This window comes from Hwangdonia lutea (genome assembly GCF_032814565.1).
Lineage (GTDB): Bacteria > Bacteroidota > Bacteroidia > Flavobacteriales > Flavobacteriaceae > Hwangdonia > Hwangdonia lutea.
Genome location: NZ_CP136521.1, coordinates 1,638,994 through 1,659,303, shown reverse-complemented (window position 1 = coordinate 1,659,303; position 20,310 = coordinate 1,638,994). Strand labels below are relative to the sequence as shown.

Here is a 20,310-nt window from a genome sequence, read left to right as displayed (position 1 = left end):
TTTGGTTTTTTAGGAACTTAACCTTTTGATATTTTAAGTTTCATTCCCGGTTTTAATTTACTACCACTAATATCATTCCAATCTTTAATATTTTGAACAGAAACTCCAGGAAATTTTTGAGCGATGCTCCAAAGGGAGTCGCCGCTTTTTACGGTATAGGTGGTCACCTTGCCAGAAATAGGCTTTGATTTTGAGCTTGCTTTGTTTCCAGATGCACTTGGAACATACGGTTTTCGTGGATAAATGGTTAATCGCTGACCAATTCTTAAATTATTGCTCCTCAACCCGTTCCATTGTTTTATTTGGCTAACGCGAACCCCATAATTCCGGGCTATTTTTCCTAAATAATCACCAGACCGAACCCTATAGCGCACTTTATCATTCGCATTAAAAAACTGCGGTAATGGTTTTTCGCTCTTTGCAAATTCTTCTTTTACAAAGGCATATATTTTCTCTTCGTTATTTACAAAGGTGCCCACCACTTCTCGTGGCAATCGAAGCACGTAATTTTCTTTTTCTATAAAAGGAATAATATCTAATTTGTAAGAAGGATTTAAAAACTGAAGCTCCTCAATAGGTGTGCCCGTAACTTCTGAAACTTGGTCGAGCGTAATCATATGTTTTACTCTAACCGTATCGGTTTCAATTAATGTGAATTGCGGTTTAAGTTTTTTAAAGCCATGGGCTTCGGCATATTCAAAAATATACATGTTTGCTAAAAACGCTGGCAAATATCCGGCGGTTTCGCGCGGTAAATTGTGCCTAATGTTCCAATAGTTTTCGTAACCGCCAGAGCGCCTTATGGCTTTGGTAACGTTTCCTGGTCCTGAATTATAGGCGGCCAAAGCTAAATCCCAATCGCCAAATATTTTATATAATCGTGTTAAATATTCGGCTGCAGCTTTGGTAGATTTTATAGGATCGCTACGCTCATCAACATAACTGCTTACGTCCAATCCGTGCTCTTTGCCCGTACCAAACATAAACTGCCATAAACCCGTTGCGCCCACCCTGGATTTCGCTCTGGGTTTTAAGGCCGACTCAACAATAGCTAAATATTTTATTTCTAACGGAATGTTATGCTTATCCAATTCCTCCTCGAACATAGGAAAGTAAAATGCACTTAAAGTCATTAACTTTTGCAAATGCTTTCTGCGATGTTTTAAATATGATTTAATAACACTTTCCAACGACGGATTGTACTCCACATTAAAAGGCGTTCGGGCATCAAGTTCTTTTAAGCGTTTTTTTAGGGTGTCTGTTGGCAATTCCGGGTAATCTATAGGCTCGTAGGTAAGCTCGGTAACCGATTTGTAAATGGTGTCGAACAGGTTATTGTTGTATAACTCTTCAAACCATTTTTCATCGAATTGTGCAGCAAATTCTAGGTCCTCTAACTTTTTAATGGACGTGCTATCCTTTTCGGCTTCAATTATTTTAACGCCGTGTACTTTTCCATCAACTATAGAATCTTTAACGGGTTCTTTTTTGGGTAAAATAGTGTCTTGTGTTTGTGCCACACAAAGTCCAAAATTAAAAAGTAAGCAAAGTATAAAAAATCGAAAAGCCATAAAATCTGTTCTGTTTGTTATTGAACGACAGTATGGCTAAAATCGTATTTTTTACTTTAATTTGAAAATAAATTCACCTTATTATCTCAACAAGAGCATCAAGTGGCTTTATTTTTTGACACGAATTTGAAATCACCAAAATTTATCATTTGCGTTAATTCGTGAAATTCGTGTCTGTTTTTTTTAAACTATTATTCTAAAATAGCGGCTATTCCCGGTAATGTTTTACCTTCTAAACTTTCAAGCATCGCGCCACCTCCAGTACTTACGTAGCTTACTTTGTCTTCAAAACCAAATTGTTTTACCGCTGCAACAGAATCGCCACCACCAACAAGTGAAAAGGCGCCATTTTTAGTAGCTTCTGCTATAGAATTTCCTAATTCGATGGTCCCATTTGCAAAACTTTCCATTTCAAAAACACCTAAAGGGCCATTCCATAAAATGGTTTTGGAATCCATGACAACATCATGAAAGTTTTTAATCGATTTTGGTCCGGCATCAACGCCTTCCCAACCGTCGGGAATAGCATTAATGTCTACAATTTGTGTGTTGGCGTCGTTACTAAAGTCGTCGGCCGCAACCACATCAACAGGAAGGTGTACCTGTACGTTTTTGGCTTTCGCTTGTTTTAATATATCCAATGCCAGCTCCATTTTATCATCTTCACAGATGGAGTTACCTATTTGTCCGCCTTGGGCTTTAACAAAGGTGAACGACATACCGCCACCAATAATTAAATGGTCTACTTTATCCAGAATATTTTCAATGATGGTGATTTTTGAGGACACTTTAGCACCACCTAAAACGGCTAAAACGGGTTTTTCGCCAGTTTCCATAACTTTTTTGATGCTTTCAATTTCTTGGGCCAATAAATTTCCGAAGCATTTTTTGCCATCAAAAAACTGCGCTATAATCGTGGTTGATGCGTGCGCTCTGTGCGCCGTACCAAAAGCATCGTTTACGTAAATATCCCCCAATTTTGAAAGTTTTTTGGCAAACTCTACATCGCCAGCCGTTTCTTCTTTATAATACCGTAAATTTTCCAATAATAAAATTTGACCCGGTTCAAGGTTTGCCACAGCATTTTCAACCTCTTCGCCAATACAATCGGGAACAAACGTAACACCAACACCCAAAATATCTTCTACTTTTGATGCAATGTGCTTTAACGAAAATTCTTCTTGAAACCCTTTAGGACGACCCAAATGCGACATTAAAACACAGCTTCCACCATCTTCTAAAATCTTAATAATGGTTGGTTTTGCAGATAGAATTCTGGTGGCATCGGTTACCTCAAAATTATCGTTTAATGGCACGTTAAAATCTACCCGAATTAGTGCTTTTTTATTATCGAAATTAAAGTCGTTGAGCGTTTTCATTGTATATATGGTTTTGTTTCTTAGTTATTTGAAACACAAATGTAACTAATTCTACAGCCAATTAAAATGTGTTTTTTAACGAAAACGATGTAGCTTGAAAATAAATTATTTGTGCTGAATTTATTTCTGTAGTAACCCCTAGTTCATCTTATTTTTTAGATACCAATTGAAATACTAGGTAAGTCTATGGTTTGGCCTTGTCAGAAAAAATTGATAATTTCGGTTAGCGTTGTATATAAATCACCCGTGCTGAACTTGTTTCAGTATTAAAACGGATTCATATACTTGATAATATTGTGATGCATTTAATAAAGACACAGAATTCATAAAAAAATCACTAATTTAAAGCAAGATAAATTTAATGTAGTAGTAGAAACCTATAATATTTAAACGCATTGAAAACAAAGAATAGCGGCGAATTTGAAAATAATAATGGAACTTTTAAATATAGAGATATGAAATATAATATAGTTTTTATTATTCTCTTATTTTTTGTAACAACGAGTTGCGAAAAAGAGGAAAATCAAATTGACCCAATTATTGGCAAATGGATAATAGTTGATATAACGATAGATGGTACACAAACTGAAATGACGAATTGTAATTTAAAGAGCAATCTAATATTTACCGCTGACAAAAACGTTACATTTAATTCTTATAATATAGATGAGGATACTGAAAATTGCAAGTTTCAAAGTTGGGTAGAAACTTGGAGTGAGGAAAATAATGATGGAAAATATGGTGTTCATAGCGGTTCTCTATTTATTCAAGAAAGGTGGTTTAAGATTGAAAATTCCCGATTAACTTATTATGTTGAAGGATGGGAAATAACTGATGAAGGTGTAATAACCAGCGATGTATTTATTACATACGAAAAAGAGTAGAATTAAAAGGATAAAAAAACGCACCACAACACAGCTAAAAAAATAGGGCAAGTCAGAGCTAAACCCAATGCCTTAGGGATATTTGCGAGGTCGCCAAAACTTTTGATTTGGCTTTTAGAAAAAAATATAAAACAAAATGCAAAAGATTTGGCTTGTGGATAATCCGAAAGGTAATTGCTTATTTACAGCCCTACTTCTTTTATATTAACCGTTAAACAAACCGCTCCAAAAACAAAAAAACTTCAAATTTAAAACTATAAGTTAGCAAATAAGTGCGTTAGCGATTGAGGCATTTGTTGAAGCTCTTTTTGTGTTGTTGCACCTATGCAACACAAAAAAGCCCTTCAGCTTCGCTCAGGATAAACTTTTGCCGAAAGCGCGACCCTTGTGGTAACGCCCAAATAAAAAATACTAAAACGTTTTATCGCTTTTTTAAGGTGTAACTTCTAATAAAATTCGTTTACTTTTGTGTTATGCTTTTTGAAGATATTTTAGGACAAGAACACATTAAAAACCATTTAACCCAAAGTGTTGATAATGGCCGAATACCGCATGCCCAACTGTTTGTTGGTAAAGAGGGTTCTGGCACTTTACCCATGGCCATTGCTTATGCGCGGTACATTTTATGCTCGAATTCCGGTGGTGAAAATAATACTGGAAATGATGTGTGTAACCTTAAATTCAAGAATTTTTCGCATCCCGATTTGCATTTTGCGTTTCCGGTAACCACGAGCGATAAGGTAAAAAGCAAACCGGTTTCGAGTTTTTATTTGGAGGAATGGCGCCAATTGCTAAAAGAGCAACCTTACGGGAATTTGTTTGATTGGTACAAATTGCTTGGTGTTGATAATAAACAAGGGCAAATTGGGGTTGATGAAGCGCAAGAAATTGTAAAATCGTTAACCTTAAAATCTTACGAAGGTGGTTACAAAGTGATGCTAATTTGGATGGCCGAAAAAATGAATACCGCCTGTGCCAACAAACTTTTAAAACTTATTGAAGAACCGCCAAATAAAACCGTTTTTATTTTAATTACTGAAGATGATGAGCAGATAATTAATACGATTAAATCGCGTTGCCAGATATTGCATTTTCCGCCGTTAGCGGAAGAAGTGATTAAAAATGCTTTGGTTAAAAATTACAGTTTAGAGCCTTTGGTAGCTACAAAAATAGCACATCAATCGGACGGGAATTACAATAAAGCTTGCGATTTGGTGTATCGTGATTCTGAAGATATCCAGTTTGAAACTTGGTTTATTTTCTGGATTCGAAGTGCTTTTAAAGCCAAAGGCAACAAAGCGGCCATACACGATTTAATTTCGTGGAGTGCCGATATTGCCAAAACCGGACGAGAAACCCAAAAGCAGTTTTTAAATTTTTGTTTGGACTTTTTTCGTCAAGCATTAATGTTAAACTACAACGCCACCGATCTTGTTTTTTTAGAGCCAAAAACCGAAAAATTCAAGCTTGAGAATTTTGCGCCTTTTGTGCACGGAAATAATATTATGGACATTAGCAACGAGTTGCAAGATGCCATTTACCATATTGAGCGCAACGGAAATTCTAAAATTATTTTAACCGATTTGTCGATTAAACTCACACGTTTACTGCATAAAAAAGAAGTATAAACTATATATCGGGATAAAAAGCCAAATCAAAATTTCCCAAAAGAAAAACGCTTTCAGGAATACTTCTAAAAGCGTTTAACTATTTGATTATTAATGTTTTAATGTTTATTCTTTTTTGTCAGTTTCTTTTGTAACTTCTTTTTTGTTTCCGTTTAAAGCCTCTAAAATGGTTTGGGTTAAATCGTTTTCTTCTGTGCTGTACATTACAGTTGATGCAGCATCGGTAGTTCCTAAAATGTAAGTGTAGCCATTTTTCTTCCCGTAATCTTTTACAAAATCTTTTACTTTAACAATTACAGAATCAATTTCGGTTTGAAAAGACTGTGTTAGCAATTGTTGTTCGTATTGCATTTGCTGTTGCAATTGTTGTTGCTTTTGCTGTAAACCACCCATTAATTCCTGTTGCTTTTTTTGAGACGCTCTTTGCGCTTTCTTTTGGGTTTCTTGAACTTCTAGTTGAAACGCCTGACCAATACTGTCGGCTCTTTTCTTAAAAGCATCTTCTTTAACTTGAAATCTGGCTTCAAGGTCTTTTTTTTCTTGAAACTCGTTAATGAGGGTTCCGTTATTTACATATCCAATTTTTGCTTGTTTTTGGCAAGAGGATAAAACAATCATTGCGAATAAGAGGTAAACTATATTTTTCATGGGTTTGGTTTTTCTAATTTTAGAATTCGCACAAATGTAATAAAGTATGAGATATTTTAAAGCGGAATTATTTTGAAATTAACATATAAGTAATTTTTATAGTTAATGTTAAATCAAATAGTCAGCACCTATTAAAAACGAAGTCATTTAAAGCGTTTTAAGCGCCTTTTGTAAAATGGACTACCGTTAGGCTGTTTGGTTGATTAATTGCTTAAATGCATTCGCGATAATGTGTTTTACCTATTTTTTACGACATAAATTAAAGAAGAAGCCTCTTTGGTGTGCAAAGATTTTAAATTTGAAAGCACTCCTATCCAAAAACCTTTAAGCATATTCATTTTGCCTGTTTTGTATTTTTCTGAAAGTAGACTTACATAAAACGCATCAAAAAGCATGGGTTTGATTTTAACAACTTCCATGGCCTGTTTTGAAACTAATTTTGAAACCGATGATTTATCAAAATGCCAAAGATGCCTCGGCACATCGTAAGCTGCCCAAAACTGTTTGTAATGTTTGGCATCGTAACTTTTATAATTCGGCACGGCAATAATTAAAGTGCCATTTGGTTTTAATAGTTTTTTAAATATTGAAAGCTGTTCTTCCAAATTTGGTAAATGTTCTAAAACATGCCAAAGAGTAATGACATCAAAATGGTGTTCCTTAAACTTTAAAAGTTCGTCTGTTTTAAAAACGGCATTGTTTGTTTTTTTATTGGCGATGTCTCGAGCTTTATCGTTGGGCTCAATTCCAGAAACGGTCCAGTTATTTTCTTTTGCGGTTTGTAAAAAATCACCAGTTCCGCAGCCAACATCTAAAAGGTTTTTGTCGTCTGCGGAAAAAGCGTTTATTAAATTCAGTTTCTTTTTAAGTGAAATTTGCCGAACCAAATGATATGCTTTTTCAAATAGATTGCGTTTGGAATCTGTATGCGAAATATAATCTTCACTTTTATAATATTCTGGTAATTTCTCCGAAAATGGTTGTGGTGTGGTTTCAAGAAAACCGTATTCTGAATTTTGAATTAGCTCAAATTCTTCCCCCGAAACGGAGTGGTCTTTTACTTTTAAATAAGGTTGATTTGAATTTATTCTTGCCACGAATTAACGAATGTTTTTTCTTTTTCAGACCTGACAGATTTTGAAAACCTGTCAGGTTTTTTTTGTGTGTTCCACGTGGAACGTTTTAGTTTTTTTCTACAAATATCAACAAAAGATTCCTAATTCCATTGGAGTCTATCGCCCCATGTAAACCAACAACACCGAAATATCATTTGGAGAAACCCCACTAATTCTTGAAGCTTGAGATACTGTTGTTGGCTGTATTTTTTTAAGCTTTTCGCGAGCTTCAAAACTCATGGATTTAATTTTTGAATAGTCAAAATTTTGTGGGATTTTCACATATTCCAATCGGCTTAATTTATCAGCATTGTTTTTTTCTTTTGCAATATACCCCGAGTATTTTACTTGTATTTCGGTTTGTTCAATCACTTCCCTATCCAGATTATTATCTTGAATATAAGCTTCAACACTTTCTATTTTTCTAACATCATCCATTTCAATATTTGGTCGCGCAAACACTTTAAAAAGTTTCCCTGATTGTTTAACTGGAGATGAATTCTTTGATTCTAAAACCGGATTTATCTCGTCTGGTTTTACACTTTGTGTTTCGAAAAAATGAACAAATTTTTCTGCCGCTTCATGTTTTTCTTCCATCCTTTTAAGACGCTTTTCAGAAGCTAAACCAATTTCAAAACCTTTTGGTGTTAATCTTTTGTCGGCATTATCTTGACGCAATAATGTTCTGTATTCCGCTCGGGATGTAAACATTCGATATGGTTCTTCGGTACCCTTGGTAATCAAATCATCAATTAAAACACCTATATACGCCTCGTCTCTTTTTAAGGTAAAAGACTCTTTTTCTTGAACTTTTAAACTGGCATTAATACCGGCCATTAATCCTTGAGATGCCGCTTCTTCGTATCCTGTGGTGCCGTTAATTTGTCCGGCAAAATATAAACCATCAACCAACTTGGTTTCTAACGTGTGCTTTAATTGTGTTGGTGGGAAATAATCGTATTCTATAGCATAACCTGGTCTAAAAAACTTGACATTTTCAAAACCAACAACAGAACGTAATGCTTTAAACTGGACATCCTCTGGAAGCGAAGTTGAAAACCCATTCACATAAACTTCACAAGTATTCCATCCTTCGGGCTCAATAAACAATTGGTGCCTGTCCTTATCTGCAAAGCGATTAATTTTATCTTCAATAGACGGACAATAACGCGGACCCAAACTTTTAATTCTACCGTTAAACATGGGCGATCTATCAAACCCTTCTCTCAGTAAATCATGCACCAATTCGCTTGTGTAAGTCATGTGACAAGAACGTTGGTTTTCCAACGGTTTGGTAATATCCAAAAACGAGAATTTTTCAGGATTTTCATCCCCAGGTTGTTCGGTCATTTTAGAAAAATCTAAAGAACGACCATCCACTCTTGGTGGTGTTCCGGTTTTCATTCTACCCGATTCAAAACCTAAATCGACCAACTGTTCCGTGATTCCCGTAGCGGCTTTTTCACCCGCTCTTCCACCTCCAAAATTCTTATCGCCAATATGAATTAATCCATTTAAAAAAGTACCATTAGTTAGCACAACGGTTTTACCTTTTATCTCTAAACCCAATGATGTTTTTATGCCTACAATTTTATGGTTTTTAACCAACAAACCAGAAACCATCTCTTGGTAAAAATCAAGATTTGGCGTGCCCTCTAAAAGCAATCTCCAATCTTCTGCAAAACGCATTCTATCGCTCTGCACCCTCGGACTCCACATGGCAGGGCCTTTGGATTTATTAAGCATTTTAAACTGGATAGCCGATGTATCGGAAACAATACCGCTATAACCACCAAGCGCATCAATCTCGCGCACAATTTGCCCTTTGGCAATACCACCCATGGCTGGGTTGCACGACATTTGCGCAATGTTTTGCAAATTCATGGTGACCAGCAATGTTTTGCTACCCATATTGGCGGCGGCAGCGGCAGCTTCACTTCCTGCGTGGCCAGCTCCAACAACGATAACATCATAAAGGTCGTTAAACATAATTACTATTTATATTAACATCAAATGGTTTCGTTTACGCTCCATCTGATATTATTAATACTTTATTTTATTCAAGTGTTCCACGTGGAACACCTATTAATTTTGAGTTTGCAAATATACGTTGAAATCTTTAAATCGGCTCTAACCTAGTTAAGTAGTGATTTTCCTTTTCACGCATTAATCTCGCATCTTCATTCGTTTTATCTTTATAGCCGCAATAATGTAAAATACCGTGAATGATAACACGATGCAATTCTTCTTCAAAAGAAGTATTAAAATCCTTGGCGTTATCTGCTACACGCTCCACTGAAATAAAAATATCGCCTTGTATAATTTTTCCGACTGTATAATCAAAACTTATTATATCGGTTAAAGTGTCGTGATTAAGGAATTCAACGTTTAATTTATGCAAATATGCATCATCGCAAAACACATAATTTATGTCATCTTCTTTAAATCCTTCAGCAGAAATAGTTTTTGAAATCCATGAGGAAATAGCCTTCTCGTTATCTAATGTGAAATCGGTTTCGTAATTAAAACTAATCATTTGTTTTTTTAAAATACTCTTGAACTTTCTTTCTGTAAATTTGACGCAAAGGTAAGGTTTGTCTGTTCAATATTTCGGTGGTGTTAAAATATTGTTTTGCCGATGGGATTTGATTGTTGGTGTTATTATTGAAATCATTTTTATTGGTTTCAGATTCGCGTTTATTGTCCTCGCCTTGCTGAAATGTAGCGTTCTCCATTTTTAACAATTGATGTTTTAATTCCATCATTTTTTGAAGCGTTTGATTTGTAAATCCTTTATTTAATAAATCCAACTCTACCTCTTCCATTTTTTTTAACAGGGCATCACCATTCCCTTTTGATCCCTTTCCTTCTTTTGCCAAACGTTCTTCCAAGGCTTTTCGCAATTCTTGTTGCTGCTGATAAATTTCGTATAATTGGCCATTTAAGTCATCGTTTTCTCCTTCACCCTCACCGCCCTTTTGGTTGCCGTTTTTTCCATTTCCCTCATTACTTCCTTCTTCGCCATTTTTACCTTTTTTACCCTTTTTCTCGCCATCCCCTTCTTTATCACCTTCACCCCTTTCGGGTTTTTGACCTTCGCCTTTTTTCAAGCCTTCTTCCATCATTTTATTGAGTTCCTCTTGACTCATAATAATATCTGGAAGTTGCATATCGCCCTGTCCGCCTTTACCTTGAGACATGCTCATATTTTCTTGCATGTTATCTAAAACATCACTTAAAAAGTTGGCTAAATTGTTAGCCGCTGTAATGGTGAATTGCTGATTCGAAACCCCTTGATACAATTGATTTTCGGCTAGCAAACTCAATGCTTTATCAATGTTATAAAACACCTCGGTAATTTCTTTATTTACCGTTTCCGATAGTTTGGGCTGGCGCAACGACATGGCAAAAAGGCTATCGTCAATATGTTCAAAATGTTCTTTTAGGTTATGTTGTTTTCTTAAATAAGACGCATATTTATTATTGTTGGCCTCAATGGTTTTGAATTGATTCATTAAGTCTTCTTGATCAAAAGAAAACAAGACCAAATTATCAAGAATTTGTCGCAGCATGTCCACATCTTCTTGCATTTGGTTGGCATCACTTCTGCCCATAGAGCTTTTCATTTTCTCGCTCATTTCCATCATTTTTTTTGCGGCTTTCTTTTGACTCTTTTTGGCGTTTTTTTGATTTTGGTTTTCACTTTCTTTGGGCTCGCCTTCTTGCTTGTCTGTAGCTTTTTCCCCTTTACTTTTTTCTAAAGATTCTGATGCCTTTTGCTGCTCGTTATCAACTTCTCTTTCATCCAATTTGTCACGCGGAATATCAATAGGCTTTTTTAGTGCTTTACTGTCTTTTTCAAGTTGCTCAATTTCTTTTTTAAATTCTTCAAATTGCTGGTTTAAATCATCCTGATTTCCTTTGGTGTTATTTTCATCGGGTTCGTTAGATAGTTTTTCTTGATCGATAGCCAACTTCATTAAATCCTCTTTGAGTTTTTCTAATTTTTTTTCAATATAAAAGCGCTTGGTTAACTCGATTAATTGTTGAAGACTTCGCTTTTTGTTTTTATTCTGTTTTGCTAATTCTTCAAGTTTTTCGGTTAACTCTTCTTTATTTATTTTTTCCTGAAGTTTTTTTAATTCCTCTAAAAGTTTTTCGTCTCTTTTAAGCTGCTCTTCATTTTCATCCAATCGCTTTTTTAAGTCTTCTTTAAAGGTATCTTCTTTTATATTCTCCTTTTGAAAATCCTCTAAATTCTCTTTAAGTTTTTTGTTGAAATTCTTCATCATTTCGTCTTGTTGCTGTTGACGTTTTAAAAATGATTCCAATTTCTTTTTATCGTTAAAATTCAAGCTCGATTTTTCCTTTTGGGTTTTAGATAGTTCTTCAAGTTTTTTCTCTTGCTCCTCAAACTTTTCTAAAGATTTATTTAAGTCTTTTATCGTTTCGCTTTGTTCCTTCAATTGTTTCCGTTCCTCTTCGGCTTGGGTACGTTTTCTATAGGTAAACACATTGCTTTTTGTGCGCTTATATCTGTTAACTACATCATTATCAAACACTTGAAAGTATAATTCATAAGCAATTCCTGCCTCAATATTCAAATTATTTGGGAACGCTGTAATAAACTCATCAATATTTGTATTGGAAATTGGAATATTCTCCACTTGCTTTTTAGCCGCATCATTTGCCGGAAAATACACCATTTGAAGTTTGCTAAACCCATAATCGTCACTAATTAGTCCGTAAAAATATAAGGTTTGTAAATCGAGGCTATCCACTTGCATTTTTAAGTCGAGTTCGGGATACTCATCTTTAACTACATCGATTCTAAATGTTAAATTTTCGTAGTTTTTTAGGTTGGCGTTGCTTGTGCTTAAACTATAATCAAAATGCTTATAAAGACGTTTTGATAATTCAAAATTATTCAATTTATCCGATGAAAAATCTAGGGTATCATTTGCGAATAGGTGAACGTTATCGGTCGATTTTGTTTTAAGTCGCCACGTTACATTCGTGCCTTCGGGAACTACGGCGTTACCGGTACTTTTTAAAACAGCATTCTTCTTTTTGGTGTGTTTCGGATAATCTAAAACCATCTCGAAACTCAATAGTGATGGCGTTTCAACAACATTTAAGGTGTATGGTTTTGAGATTACGGTATTTGCCGTTAATTGAAAATTGATGTTGGTTTTAGGCTGGGAGAACACATATTCAAACTCACCAATCCCTTTTTTATTTAAAAAGTAAGTTTCGTTATTATATACAATTTGTGCGCTTTCTGGAGTTACATCGCCAGCAGTTCTAACTTCTAATTTAAAGTCCTTGTTTTCAATGGCTTTTAAATCGTTATTAACCACAAAAAACTGAAACGGCGCCGGTGGCTCGTAAGCCGTTTTGTAATGCACAACACGTTTATAACTATCGCTAAACCAATTGGATTCTCCGGTTAAAAAAGTGGCTAAAATGATTAAAACGGGAATGGCGGCATATTTTAAATATTCGAGATTCTTTTTAAAATTAACCGCCAGCTTAAACGGAATGGGTTTTAATTCTATCGATTTTTGTTCTATACTCGCTAACAGTAATTCAGACTGCGACGGGTTTTGTTTTAGTTGAACAACATTCAACAACTTATCGTTAACTTCTGGAAAATGATTGCCTATAATTTTAGAAGCATCAACATAATTTATTCCTTTTTTAAGCTTAAATAATTTTGCCAACGGTACAGCAATAAACTTAGCGAGCAACAAAACCTCAACTAAAATAAACACCCAAAATAAAATGGTTCGCGCCAGCGGATTTAACCATAAAACATGTTCGATAAACAACGTAAATAAAAAATATAGCAAGCCAATAGCGAAAAACAAAATAGCACCCTTTATTAATTCGTTGGTGTAATACCGACTAATAAATTGCTCTAATTTAGTCTCTATGGTTTTAAAGTTGTTCATATTTATGAAGATCCTCGCTTTCGCGGAAATGAAAAAACAGTTTTAACTTACTAAACTACAATTTTATTTTTATAAGGTTTATAATTAAGTGTTAATTGTATCTTTGCCAAAAATAACAAAACATGACAAAAAATGTTCGTGTGCGTTTTGCACCGAGTCCAACCGGACCTTTACATATCGGCGGTGTTCGTACCGCTCTTTTCAATTATTTGTTCGCTAAAAAACACAAGGGTTCTTTTATTTTACGTATTGAAGATACCGATCAAAACCGTTATGTTCAAGGCGCTGAACAGTACATAATTGATGCACTAAATTGGTGCCATATGCCTTTTGATGAAGGCCCAAATAAGAATGAAAAATTTGGACCGTACAGACAAAGCGAACGCAAGCATTTATACAAACAATATGCTGATGAATTGATTGCTTCGGGCAATGCCTATTATGCTTTCGATACGGCCGAAACTTTGGATTTCCACAGAAAAGACCACGAAGCCAAAGGCAAAACCTTTATTTACAATTGGCACAACCGGCTTAAACTAAGTAATTCTCTATCGCTTAGCGCGGAAGAGGTAAAAGCAAAATTGAATGCTGGTGATGATTATGTGATTCGGTTTAAATCACCTCAAGATGAAACGCTTCACTTAAAAGACATAATTCGTGGTGATATTAAAATTGATACCAACATTTTAGATGATAAGGTTTTGTTTAAAAGTGATGGCATGCCCACTTATCATTTAGCAAATATTGTTGATGATCATTTAATGGAAATCAGCCACGTTATTCGTGGTGAAGAGTGGTTACCAAGTTTGGCACTGCACTATCAACTATACAAAGCTTTTGGTTGGGAAACTCCCGAATTCGCACATTTACCACTGATTTTAAAACCCACCGGAAAAGGAAAACTAAGCAAGCGCGATGGCGATAAACTGGGCTTTCCGGTATTTCCTTTAGAATGGACAGACCCAAAAACCGGTGACGTTTCAAGAGGTTACAAAGAAGATGGCTATTTCCCTGAGGCCATGGTTAATTTCTTAGCCTTTTTAGGTTGGAATCCTGGGACGGAACAAGAGATTTTTTCTTTAAATGAATTGATTGAAGCTTTCGATTTGAAAAAGGTAAATAAATCTGGAGCACGTTTTGATCCGGATAAAACAAAATGGTTTAATCACCATTATATGCAAGAACAAAACAATGATGTTTTAGCTGAATTGTTTAAGCCGATTGTAAATGAAAAACTAAATGTCATTCAGAGCGAAAGCGAAGAATCTCATAATGAGATTTCTCGACAAGCTCGAAATGATAACGATATTGATGTTAATTACATCGCTTTGGTTATTGGTTTAATTAAAGAACGTGCCACCTTTGTTTCCGATTTTTGGGCGTTGAGTCATTTCTTTTTTACGGCGCCAACTTCTTACGATGAAAAAGCCTCTAAAAAAGCGTTTAGAAACGGTACAAAAGAACTCATGGGCGAGTTAAAAAACATCATTCTACGCATCGACGAGTTTACGGTAATAGCCCTTCAAAAAGACATAAAAAGCTGGATAACATCCAAAGAGATAGGATTCGGTAAAGTGATGATGCCCCTACGGTTGGCTTTAGTTGGCGCTTTACAGGGTCCCGATGTGTTCGATATTATGTTTATGATTGGGAAAGCCGAAACGGTTAAACGGATTGAAAAAGTAATTGATTTATTGTAAACTGAGTGATAATTAATTGAAACTTTACCCTTCATTAAATCAGAAAAAAGGGCTATCTAAAAAGTCTTTGTAAAATAAATTGTCAGGTTGAGCTTGTCGAAACCGATATTGAGTTAAAAATATTTCGACAAGCTCAATATGACTTTAGGATTGCTTTTTAAACAGCCTCTTTTGAACTTGAAAGCATAAATCCCTATTTTAAAATAGGAATATTAGCTTGCTTACATTCTTCAATCATTTCATCGGGCCAAATGCTGGTCTGTATTTCTCCAATATGCGCTTTCTTCAAGAAAAACATGCATAAACGCGATTGCCCAATACCGCCACCAATAGACAGTGGCAATTCATCATTAAGCAGCATTTTATGCCACATTAGTTCTTTTCTGTTTTCAGCTTTTTCTATGGCCAATTGTTTATTTAAGGCATCTTTATCCACTCGAATCCCCATCGACGAAATCTCAAATGCGCGCTCAAGTACAGGGTTCCAAAGCAAAATATCGCCGTTTAAGCCTTTTTGCCCGTTTTCGGCTTCGGTACTCCAGTCGTCATAATCTGGTGCCCTTCCACCATGTTTTTGGCCTTCTGGAAGTTGTGCGCCAATTCCAATTATAAATATGGCACCGTGCTTTTTTGTAGCTTCGGTTTCTCTTTCATTAGGTGTAAGGTTTGGGTACTGTTCTGCTAATTCTTCCGTATGGATAAATGTAATTTTTTTAGGAAGCACCGGTTTTAATTCTGGGTAGTGTTCAAATACAATATATTCTACACGTCTTAAAACGCTGTAAATTTTGGTTACTACATATTTAAGAAAATCAACCGTTCGTTCTTCTTTGCTAACTACGCGTTCCCAATCCCACTGATCTACATAAATAGAATGTATATTGGTAAATACTTCGTCTGGACGAATGGCGTTCATATCGGTATAAATGCCATAACCTGCCTCTATACCTAATTCGGCCAAGGCTAGTCTTTTCCATTTTGCAAGCGAATGCACAATTTCTGCTTCAGCATCATTCATCGACTTAATTGGGAAACTAACAGGGCGCTCTATACCGCTTAAATCATCGTTAATACCGGATCCTTTTTTTACGAATAAAGGCGCTGTAATTCTTCTTAATCGCAATTCTGAAGATAAACTAAGTTCAAAAAAATCTTTAATTAGTTTAATAGCTTGTTCGGTTTCTTTTACATTTAATTGCGGACAATATCCTTTTGGAGTTTGTAATTTGTAACCCATTATGTTTACATTTAATTAGGTGAATAACGGTTCGTTGCTCGAATTAATAATTTGGGCAAAAATGCGATAAATAGGAAGAATATCAAAACGATAGCGCCTTATAAATAATCAAAAAAACACCAGAATTTTGAGAATTTAATAAAATTTAAAAACCATTTAAAGTTGTAATAGGCTAAGCTTTAAAAGTAAACCATTGCTCCCAAAACCAACATCGTTTGGTTGCCTTTAAACTTAGAATCGCCATCCGAAGCATCCAGATTTTCAGAGTTTAATTTCTTTAAGATATTGGTAAATCCGTAAATATATTGAGCTTTCAGCTTAACGTTTTTAATCCCAACCGAAGCGCCGATTGCGCCGTTAATATTAAATTGGGAAATATTTGTAATATCTTTCGCCATTAAATTATTATAATTATTGATGTAATAGCCTTTTTTAGCTTCATCTTTAAGTTCCAATTTCCCGTTGTATTGTAACATAGGGCCTAAATCAATAGTAACAAAATCTGGAACTACTTTTATATGCATTAGCATCGCTACTTGTGCGGCAAACATTTTATATGTAATAAATTCGTTGGGGTTACTGCTGCTTAATGGTGTTGGTCTTGCAGAAATCTCAACACGGTTTTCAGAGAGTTGCATTCCAAAACTAATATCGTACCATCTCGTAGGAATATTAACGGTTGAAGACATGCCGCCCAAAAACCCATGGGACGAATTGGTTGTAAAATTATCTGTGGTTATGTTAAATTGTGTCATTCCTCCACCAATTCCAAAGCCATTTTGTATGCGATAATGGCCTTTTTGAGAAAAACTTTTTGTAACAAAACACAGTGTTAGTGCTACTAATAGGAAAAATCCGTTATTATTCATAGCTTAATTAGGGTTAAATATCAAATATAGCTTAAATTAGTAATTCATTTCTTAACCATTAAACATTTTTCCATGAACAATTTTATTTTTATTCCCATTATTATCTTCGGATTAATCATATTAATCTCGGCTTTTTTTATTGTTAAACAACAAACCGCTGCTATTATTGAGCGCTTTGGTAGATTTCAGGCAATACGTCAATCAGGTCTTCGTTTTAAAATTCCTTTAGTGGATAGAATTGCAGGGCGATTAAGCTTAAAAATCCAGCAACTTGATGTTATTATCGAAACCAAAACACTGGACGATGTATTTGTACGCTTAAAAGTATCGGTACAGTACAAGGTAATTCGCGATAAGGTGTACGATGCGTTTTATAAACTAGATTATCCGCACGACCAAATTACCTCTTACGTTTTTGATGTGGTACGTGCCGAAGTCCCTAAAATGAAATTGGATGATGTTTTTGTGAAAAAAGATGATATTGCTTTGGCGGTAAAGGCAGAATTGAACGATGCGATGTCTGATTACGGTTTTGATATTATAAAAACCCTGGTTACCGATATTGATCCGGATGCGCAGGTAAAACAGGCGATGAATAGAATTAATGCTTCCGAACGTGAAAAAATTGCAGCCCAGTTTGAAGGCGACGCACAGCGTATTTTAATTGTTGAAAAAGCAAAAGCTGAAGCCGAAAGCAAGCGTTTACAAGGACAAGGTATTGCCGATCAGCGACGTGAAATTGCACGTGGTTTAGAGGAATCTGTCGAGGTGTTAAACCGTGTTGGTATTAACAGTCAGGAAGCTTCAGCCTTAATTGTTGTAACACAGCATTACGATACGCTTCAATCTCTAGGCGAAGAAACCAATAGTAATTTAATTCTTTTACCCAATGCGCCACAGGCGGGAAGCAATATGTTGAACGATATGGTGGCTAGTTTTGCAGCAAGCAATCAAATTGGTGAGGCTATGAAAGAAGCCAGAAAGAAAAAGGAATAAGGTTTTCTATTTATAAAAATCAACCCTCTGAATTTATTTTTAGAGGGTTTTTACATTGCTCTAGCTAATGAAAAAAACCGTTTTAATTGTTTTAGGATCTCCAAATTCCCCCAAAGGCGAATTAAGTGCCATTTCTAAAAGTAGATTGGATTTTTGTGCAAACATATTTTCAAAAGAAAACGTTGTGCTTTGCACTGGCGGTTGGGGCAATCATTTTAATACATCCCCTAAACCTCACGCCTATTATGCAAAAGCATATCTACTAAAAAAAGGAGTTTTAAAAGATGCTTTTTTAAAGCACGCTATTTCATCAAATACGGTTGACGATGCCGTAAAAATAAAACCTATTATTGAAAAATTAAACGATGTGCGTTTAACTATTATTACTTCCGATTACCACTTAGAACGCGTAAAGTTAATTTTTAATGAAATCTTAAAATCATTTGAATTGAAGTTTGTTGGAGTTGAAACTAATCTTAGTGAAGTAGCTTACAATAAATTGATTGCTCATGAAAAAAAAGCGGTGAATTCCATTATAAATAATGGGTTATACTATTAATTTAGATCATCTAAACGGATGCCGCTCTTCCCATTTTCTAATGGGGTTCATGTATTTTACAATACACTTTAAAATGGTGTTCGCTATAAAATTATTGGTGTGCTTTAAATACACATGCATCGTTTTGGGTTTTGCGCCAATGGAACTTTTTATTTCCATAGCGGTTCTGGCATATACAATGGTTTTAAAGCCGTTTTCTATACCAAAAAAAGCCATATTAAACAGCATATTCAAATATAGTTGATGTTTGCGCTGCAGCTCTTTGTTATAGCCCAAAAAGTACGTCTCCAAAACATCGTTATTCAAAATTAAAGTATAAAACCCAATCAATTCGTCATTTAAAAAGAAACCAAAAACCCTAAGCTTTTCACCCAAACTGACCTTTAAATTATAAAAATGTGATTTGTGAAGTTTAAAGGAATTGACTCTGGCATTATCGGAAACCGTTTCATATAACTCAAAAAGGGTTTCAGAATTCGCTTTAATAAAGTCTTCATTTAACTCTTTCCATATAATGTTTGATGCCTTTTTCCGAGCCGTTTTAAAGCGTTTTTTATATTTTTTATTTAATGATGCCACGTAATCATCAGGCGATTTCCATCGGTCTGAAATAGATAACACCATATTGGGTTGTACCTGTACTTTGTACAGATTGTTCTTTTTGAAAAACTCAGGGCTTTTATGAATGGCATCGTTTTCAAAATAATCCTTAAAGGCAATAATGCGTATCTTTTTGTTAAACTCAGATTTAATTCTAATCGTTAAATCGCGTAATGCTTTTTCAAGCTGATCCAAATACTCATTCTGCGATATGTCTTGCGCATTATAGTAAATTCCGTGTTGCCCCGTGTGCATTAAACTCCCAATAATTAAGGCATTTCCCTTTATAATTTTAGAAACCAATTGTTTGGCTATTTGCTTTAAAATTGGGCTATTATTGTTTCTAAAAATATCATCGGCATACATTTCAACACGTTTAATAATAGCGATACCTACTAATTTTTCATTTTTAAAAACACCCAAATAATACGGTGTAATGTTATAGGGCGAGGATAGCTCAAGCCCTTTTAAAAAAGTAGTTTTTAAAAAAATATCGTGGTGTGGTAAAGCATCCCAGGATTTTGGAAGCTGATTAACCGTGTTGTATATTTTATAGTCTATCAATACAAAAAGAAAAAAGACCGAAGTTAAATACCTCAGTCTTTAAATATGTTAAAAAATTACAAAATTTTACATACCGCAAAGGATAGCGCCCATAACGGCGAGCGTAACAATCCAATAACCAGCATTTATAAAAATGTATTTGGCGTTTTTACGTTCAAATAAAGCATTGGTTCCAATTATGGGAAGTGCGACAAAAATCCCCGCCAAGGTGCCATGAAACGCACCGTGTTTAAATGTTCTGTAAGCTGTTCCGTAATCTGCCATAAACGCTTCAAAAGAAGGTAAAGCTACAGTTGGATCTCCGCCTACCATTCCTAAAGCGCCCCATTGGTGGTTGGTCATTTGCATTAGTTGTACGGCTAATAAGGCTGCAAAGAATAAAGCCAATCCGAATATTTTGGACATATTTCCGCCTTTAATTTTTTCTTCTGTCATTCCAGAAGCTTGCATCCATGCATTTCCAAATACTTTGGGGTTGTACCATATAAATCCTACAACTAGTGCAGCAACGGCAGCAATTGGGATTGCTATGGGGTTAATTGGCATTTCCATATATTTTAGTTTTATAGTTAGAACTTAAATATAGGTAAAATTATTAGTTGCCTT

16 protein-coding genes are annotated in these 20,310 nt (G+C 35.1%); 5 read left to right on the top strand and 11 right to left on the bottom strand.

The window, feature by feature from the left end; translation table 11 throughout:
• Window positions 1-17: 17 nt before the first annotated feature.
• Both RNZ46_RS07135 and RNZ46_RS07130 read right to left on the bottom strand, forming a co-directional pair.
• A complete protein-coding gene (locus RNZ46_RS07135; protein ID WP_316984689.1) occupies window positions 18-1,571 on the bottom strand; it encodes a LysM peptidoglycan-binding domain-containing protein in 1,554 nt (517 codons plus the stop codon).
• Window positions 1,572-1,762: 191 nt separating this feature from the next.
• Window positions 1,763-2,950 (bottom strand): phosphoglycerate kinase, encoded by a 1,188-nt coding sequence (locus RNZ46_RS07130; RefSeq protein ID WP_316984688.1) that lies wholly within the window; start codon window positions 2,948-2,950, stop codon window positions 1,763-1,765.
• 395 nt (window positions 2,951-3,345) lie between these two features.
• Between RNZ46_RS07130 and RNZ46_RS07125 the strand changes: the two genes are divergently transcribed.
• Both RNZ46_RS07125 and RNZ46_RS07120 read left to right on the top strand, forming a co-directional pair.
• Window positions 3,346-3,834, top strand: coding sequence for a lipocalin family protein (locus tag RNZ46_RS07125; RefSeq protein ID WP_316984687.1), 489 nt, complete (start codon window positions 3,346-3,348; stop codon window positions 3,832-3,834).
• A 473-nt stretch (window positions 3,835-4,307) separates the two neighbouring features.
• A complete protein-coding gene (locus tag RNZ46_RS07120; protein WP_316984686.1) occupies window positions 4,308-5,462 on the top strand; it encodes a DNA polymerase III subunit in 1,155 nt (384 codons plus the stop codon).
• 105 nt (window positions 5,463-5,567) lie between these two features.
• On the opposite strand, the gene RNZ46_RS07115 is transcribed toward RNZ46_RS07120, so the two are convergent.
• The 5 genes from RNZ46_RS07115 to RNZ46_RS07095 form a co-directional block, all read right to left on the bottom strand.
• On the bottom strand, window positions 5,568-6,110 hold the full coding sequence (locus RNZ46_RS07115; protein WP_316984685.1) for an OmpH/Skp family outer membrane protein: 543 nt from the start codon (window positions 6,108-6,110) through the stop codon (window positions 5,568-5,570).
• Between the two features lie 236 nt (window positions 6,111-6,346).
• On the bottom strand, window positions 6,347-7,198 hold the full coding sequence (locus tag RNZ46_RS07110; RefSeq protein ID WP_434063041.1) for a class I SAM-dependent methyltransferase: 852 nt from the start codon (window positions 7,196-7,198) through the stop codon (window positions 6,347-6,349).
• A 144-nt stretch (window positions 7,199-7,342) separates the two neighbouring features.
• The gene (mnmG, locus tag RNZ46_RS07105) at window positions 7,343-9,214 is read right to left on the bottom strand and encodes a tRNA uridine-5-carboxymethylaminomethyl(34) synthesis enzyme MnmG (RefSeq protein WP_316984683.1); all 1,872 of its coding nucleotides are present in this window, start codon (window positions 9,212-9,214) and stop codon (window positions 7,343-7,345) included.
• A gap of 130 nt (window positions 9,215-9,344) precedes the next feature.
• A complete protein-coding gene (gene ybeY, locus RNZ46_RS07100; protein WP_316984682.1) occupies window positions 9,345-9,761 on the bottom strand; it encodes an rRNA maturation RNase YbeY in 417 nt (138 codons plus the stop codon).
• Window positions 9,754-13,179, bottom strand: a complete 3,426-nt coding sequence (locus RNZ46_RS07095) for a DUF4175 family protein (RefSeq protein ID WP_316984681.1) — start codon at window positions 13,177-13,179, stop codon at window positions 9,754-9,756. The genes ybeY and RNZ46_RS07095 overlap by 8 nt, the downstream gene beginning before the upstream one ends.
• Before the next feature lie 122 nt (window positions 13,180-13,301).
• On the opposite strand from RNZ46_RS07095, the gene gltX reads away from it, so the two are divergent.
• Window positions 13,302-14,879, top strand: a complete 1,578-nt coding sequence (gltX, locus tag RNZ46_RS07090; RefSeq protein WP_316984680.1) for a glutamate--tRNA ligase — start codon at window positions 13,302-13,304, stop codon at window positions 14,877-14,879.
• Between the two features lie 193 nt (window positions 14,880-15,072).
• Here the strand turns inward: gltX and asnA are convergent, their stop codons facing one another.
• Together asnA and RNZ46_RS07080 are read right to left on the bottom strand one after the other, a co-directional pair.
• Window positions 15,073-16,116, bottom strand: coding sequence for an aspartate--ammonia ligase (asnA, locus tag RNZ46_RS07085; RefSeq protein WP_316984679.1), 1,044 nt, complete (start codon window positions 16,114-16,116; stop codon window positions 15,073-15,075).
• A gap of 179 nt (window positions 16,117-16,295) precedes the next feature.
• Window positions 16,296-16,985: a hypothetical protein gene (locus RNZ46_RS07080; RefSeq protein WP_316984678.1), complete on the bottom strand. Its 690-nt coding sequence runs from the start codon at window positions 16,983-16,985 to the stop codon at window positions 16,296-16,298.
• 72 nt (window positions 16,986-17,057) lie between these two features.
• Here RNZ46_RS07080 and RNZ46_RS07075 point away from each other — a divergent pair, with 72 nt between their 5' ends.
• Entirely contained in the window at window positions 17,058-17,981 is a 924-nt protein-coding gene (locus tag RNZ46_RS07075; RefSeq protein WP_316984677.1) for an SPFH domain-containing protein, read from the top strand.
• Window positions 17,982-18,048: 67 nt separating this feature from the next.
• Complete coding sequence (locus tag RNZ46_RS07070) at window positions 18,049-18,540, top strand: YdcF family protein (RefSeq protein WP_316984676.1); 492 nt, start codon at window positions 18,049-18,051, stop codon at window positions 18,538-18,540.
• A gap of 6 nt (window positions 18,541-18,546) precedes the next feature.
• Here the strand turns inward: RNZ46_RS07070 and RNZ46_RS07065 are convergent, their stop codons facing one another.
• Together RNZ46_RS07065 and RNZ46_RS07060 are read right to left on the bottom strand one after the other, a co-directional pair.
• The gene (locus tag RNZ46_RS07065; protein WP_316984675.1) at window positions 18,547-19,704 is read right to left on the bottom strand and encodes a GNAT family N-acetyltransferase; all 1,158 of its coding nucleotides are present in this window, start codon (window positions 19,702-19,704) and stop codon (window positions 18,547-18,549) included.
• Between the two features lie 66 nt (window positions 19,705-19,770).
• Window positions 19,771-20,256, bottom strand: a complete 486-nt coding sequence (locus tag RNZ46_RS07060) for a DUF1761 domain-containing protein (RefSeq protein ID WP_316984674.1) — start codon at window positions 20,254-20,256, stop codon at window positions 19,771-19,773.
• Between the last annotated feature and the right edge of the window lie 54 nt (window positions 20,257-20,310).

Coding starts and splice junctions, on each gene's coding strand:
- RNZ46_RS07135 (WP_316984689.1), bottom strand. CDS start 1,571: ATGGCTTTTCGATTTTTTATACTTTGCTTACTTTTTAATTTTGGACTT.
- RNZ46_RS07130 (WP_316984688.1), bottom strand. CDS start 2,950: ATGAAAACGCTCAACGACTTTAATTTCGATAATAAAAAAGCACTAATT.
- RNZ46_RS07120 (WP_316984686.1), top strand. CDS start 4,308: ATGCTTTTTGAAGATATTTTAGGACAAGAACACATTAAAAACCATTTA.
- RNZ46_RS07115 (WP_316984685.1), bottom strand. CDS start 6,110: ATGAAAAATATAGTTTACCTCTTATTCGCAATGATTGTTTTATCCTCT.
- mnmG (WP_316984683.1), bottom strand. CDS start 9,214: ATGTTTAACGACCTTTATGATGTTATCGTTGTTGGAGCTGGCCACGCA.
- ybeY (WP_316984682.1), bottom strand. CDS start 9,761: ATGATTAGTTTTAATTACGAAACCGATTTCACATTAGATAACGAGAAG.
- RNZ46_RS07095 (WP_316984681.1), bottom strand. CDS start 13,179: ATGAACAACTTTAAAACCATAGAGACTAAATTAGAGCAATTTATTAGT.
- gltX (WP_316984680.1), top strand. CDS start 13,302: ATGACAAAAAATGTTCGTGTGCGTTTTGCACCGAGTCCAACCGGACCT.
- asnA (WP_316984679.1), bottom strand. CDS start 16,116: ATGGGTTACAAATTACAAACTCCAAAAGGATATTGTCCGCAATTAAAT.
- RNZ46_RS07080 (WP_316984678.1), bottom strand. CDS start 16,985: ATGAATAATAACGGATTTTTCCTATTAGTAGCACTAACACTGTGTTTT.
- RNZ46_RS07075 (WP_316984677.1), top strand. CDS start 17,058: ATGAACAATTTTATTTTTATTCCCATTATTATCTTCGGATTAATCATA.
- RNZ46_RS07070 (WP_316984676.1), top strand. CDS start 18,049: ATGAAAAAAACCGTTTTAATTGTTTTAGGATCTCCAAATTCCCCCAAA.
- RNZ46_RS07060 (WP_316984674.1), bottom strand. CDS start 20,256: ATGGAAATGCCAATTAACCCCATAGCAATCCCAATTGCTGCCGTTGCT.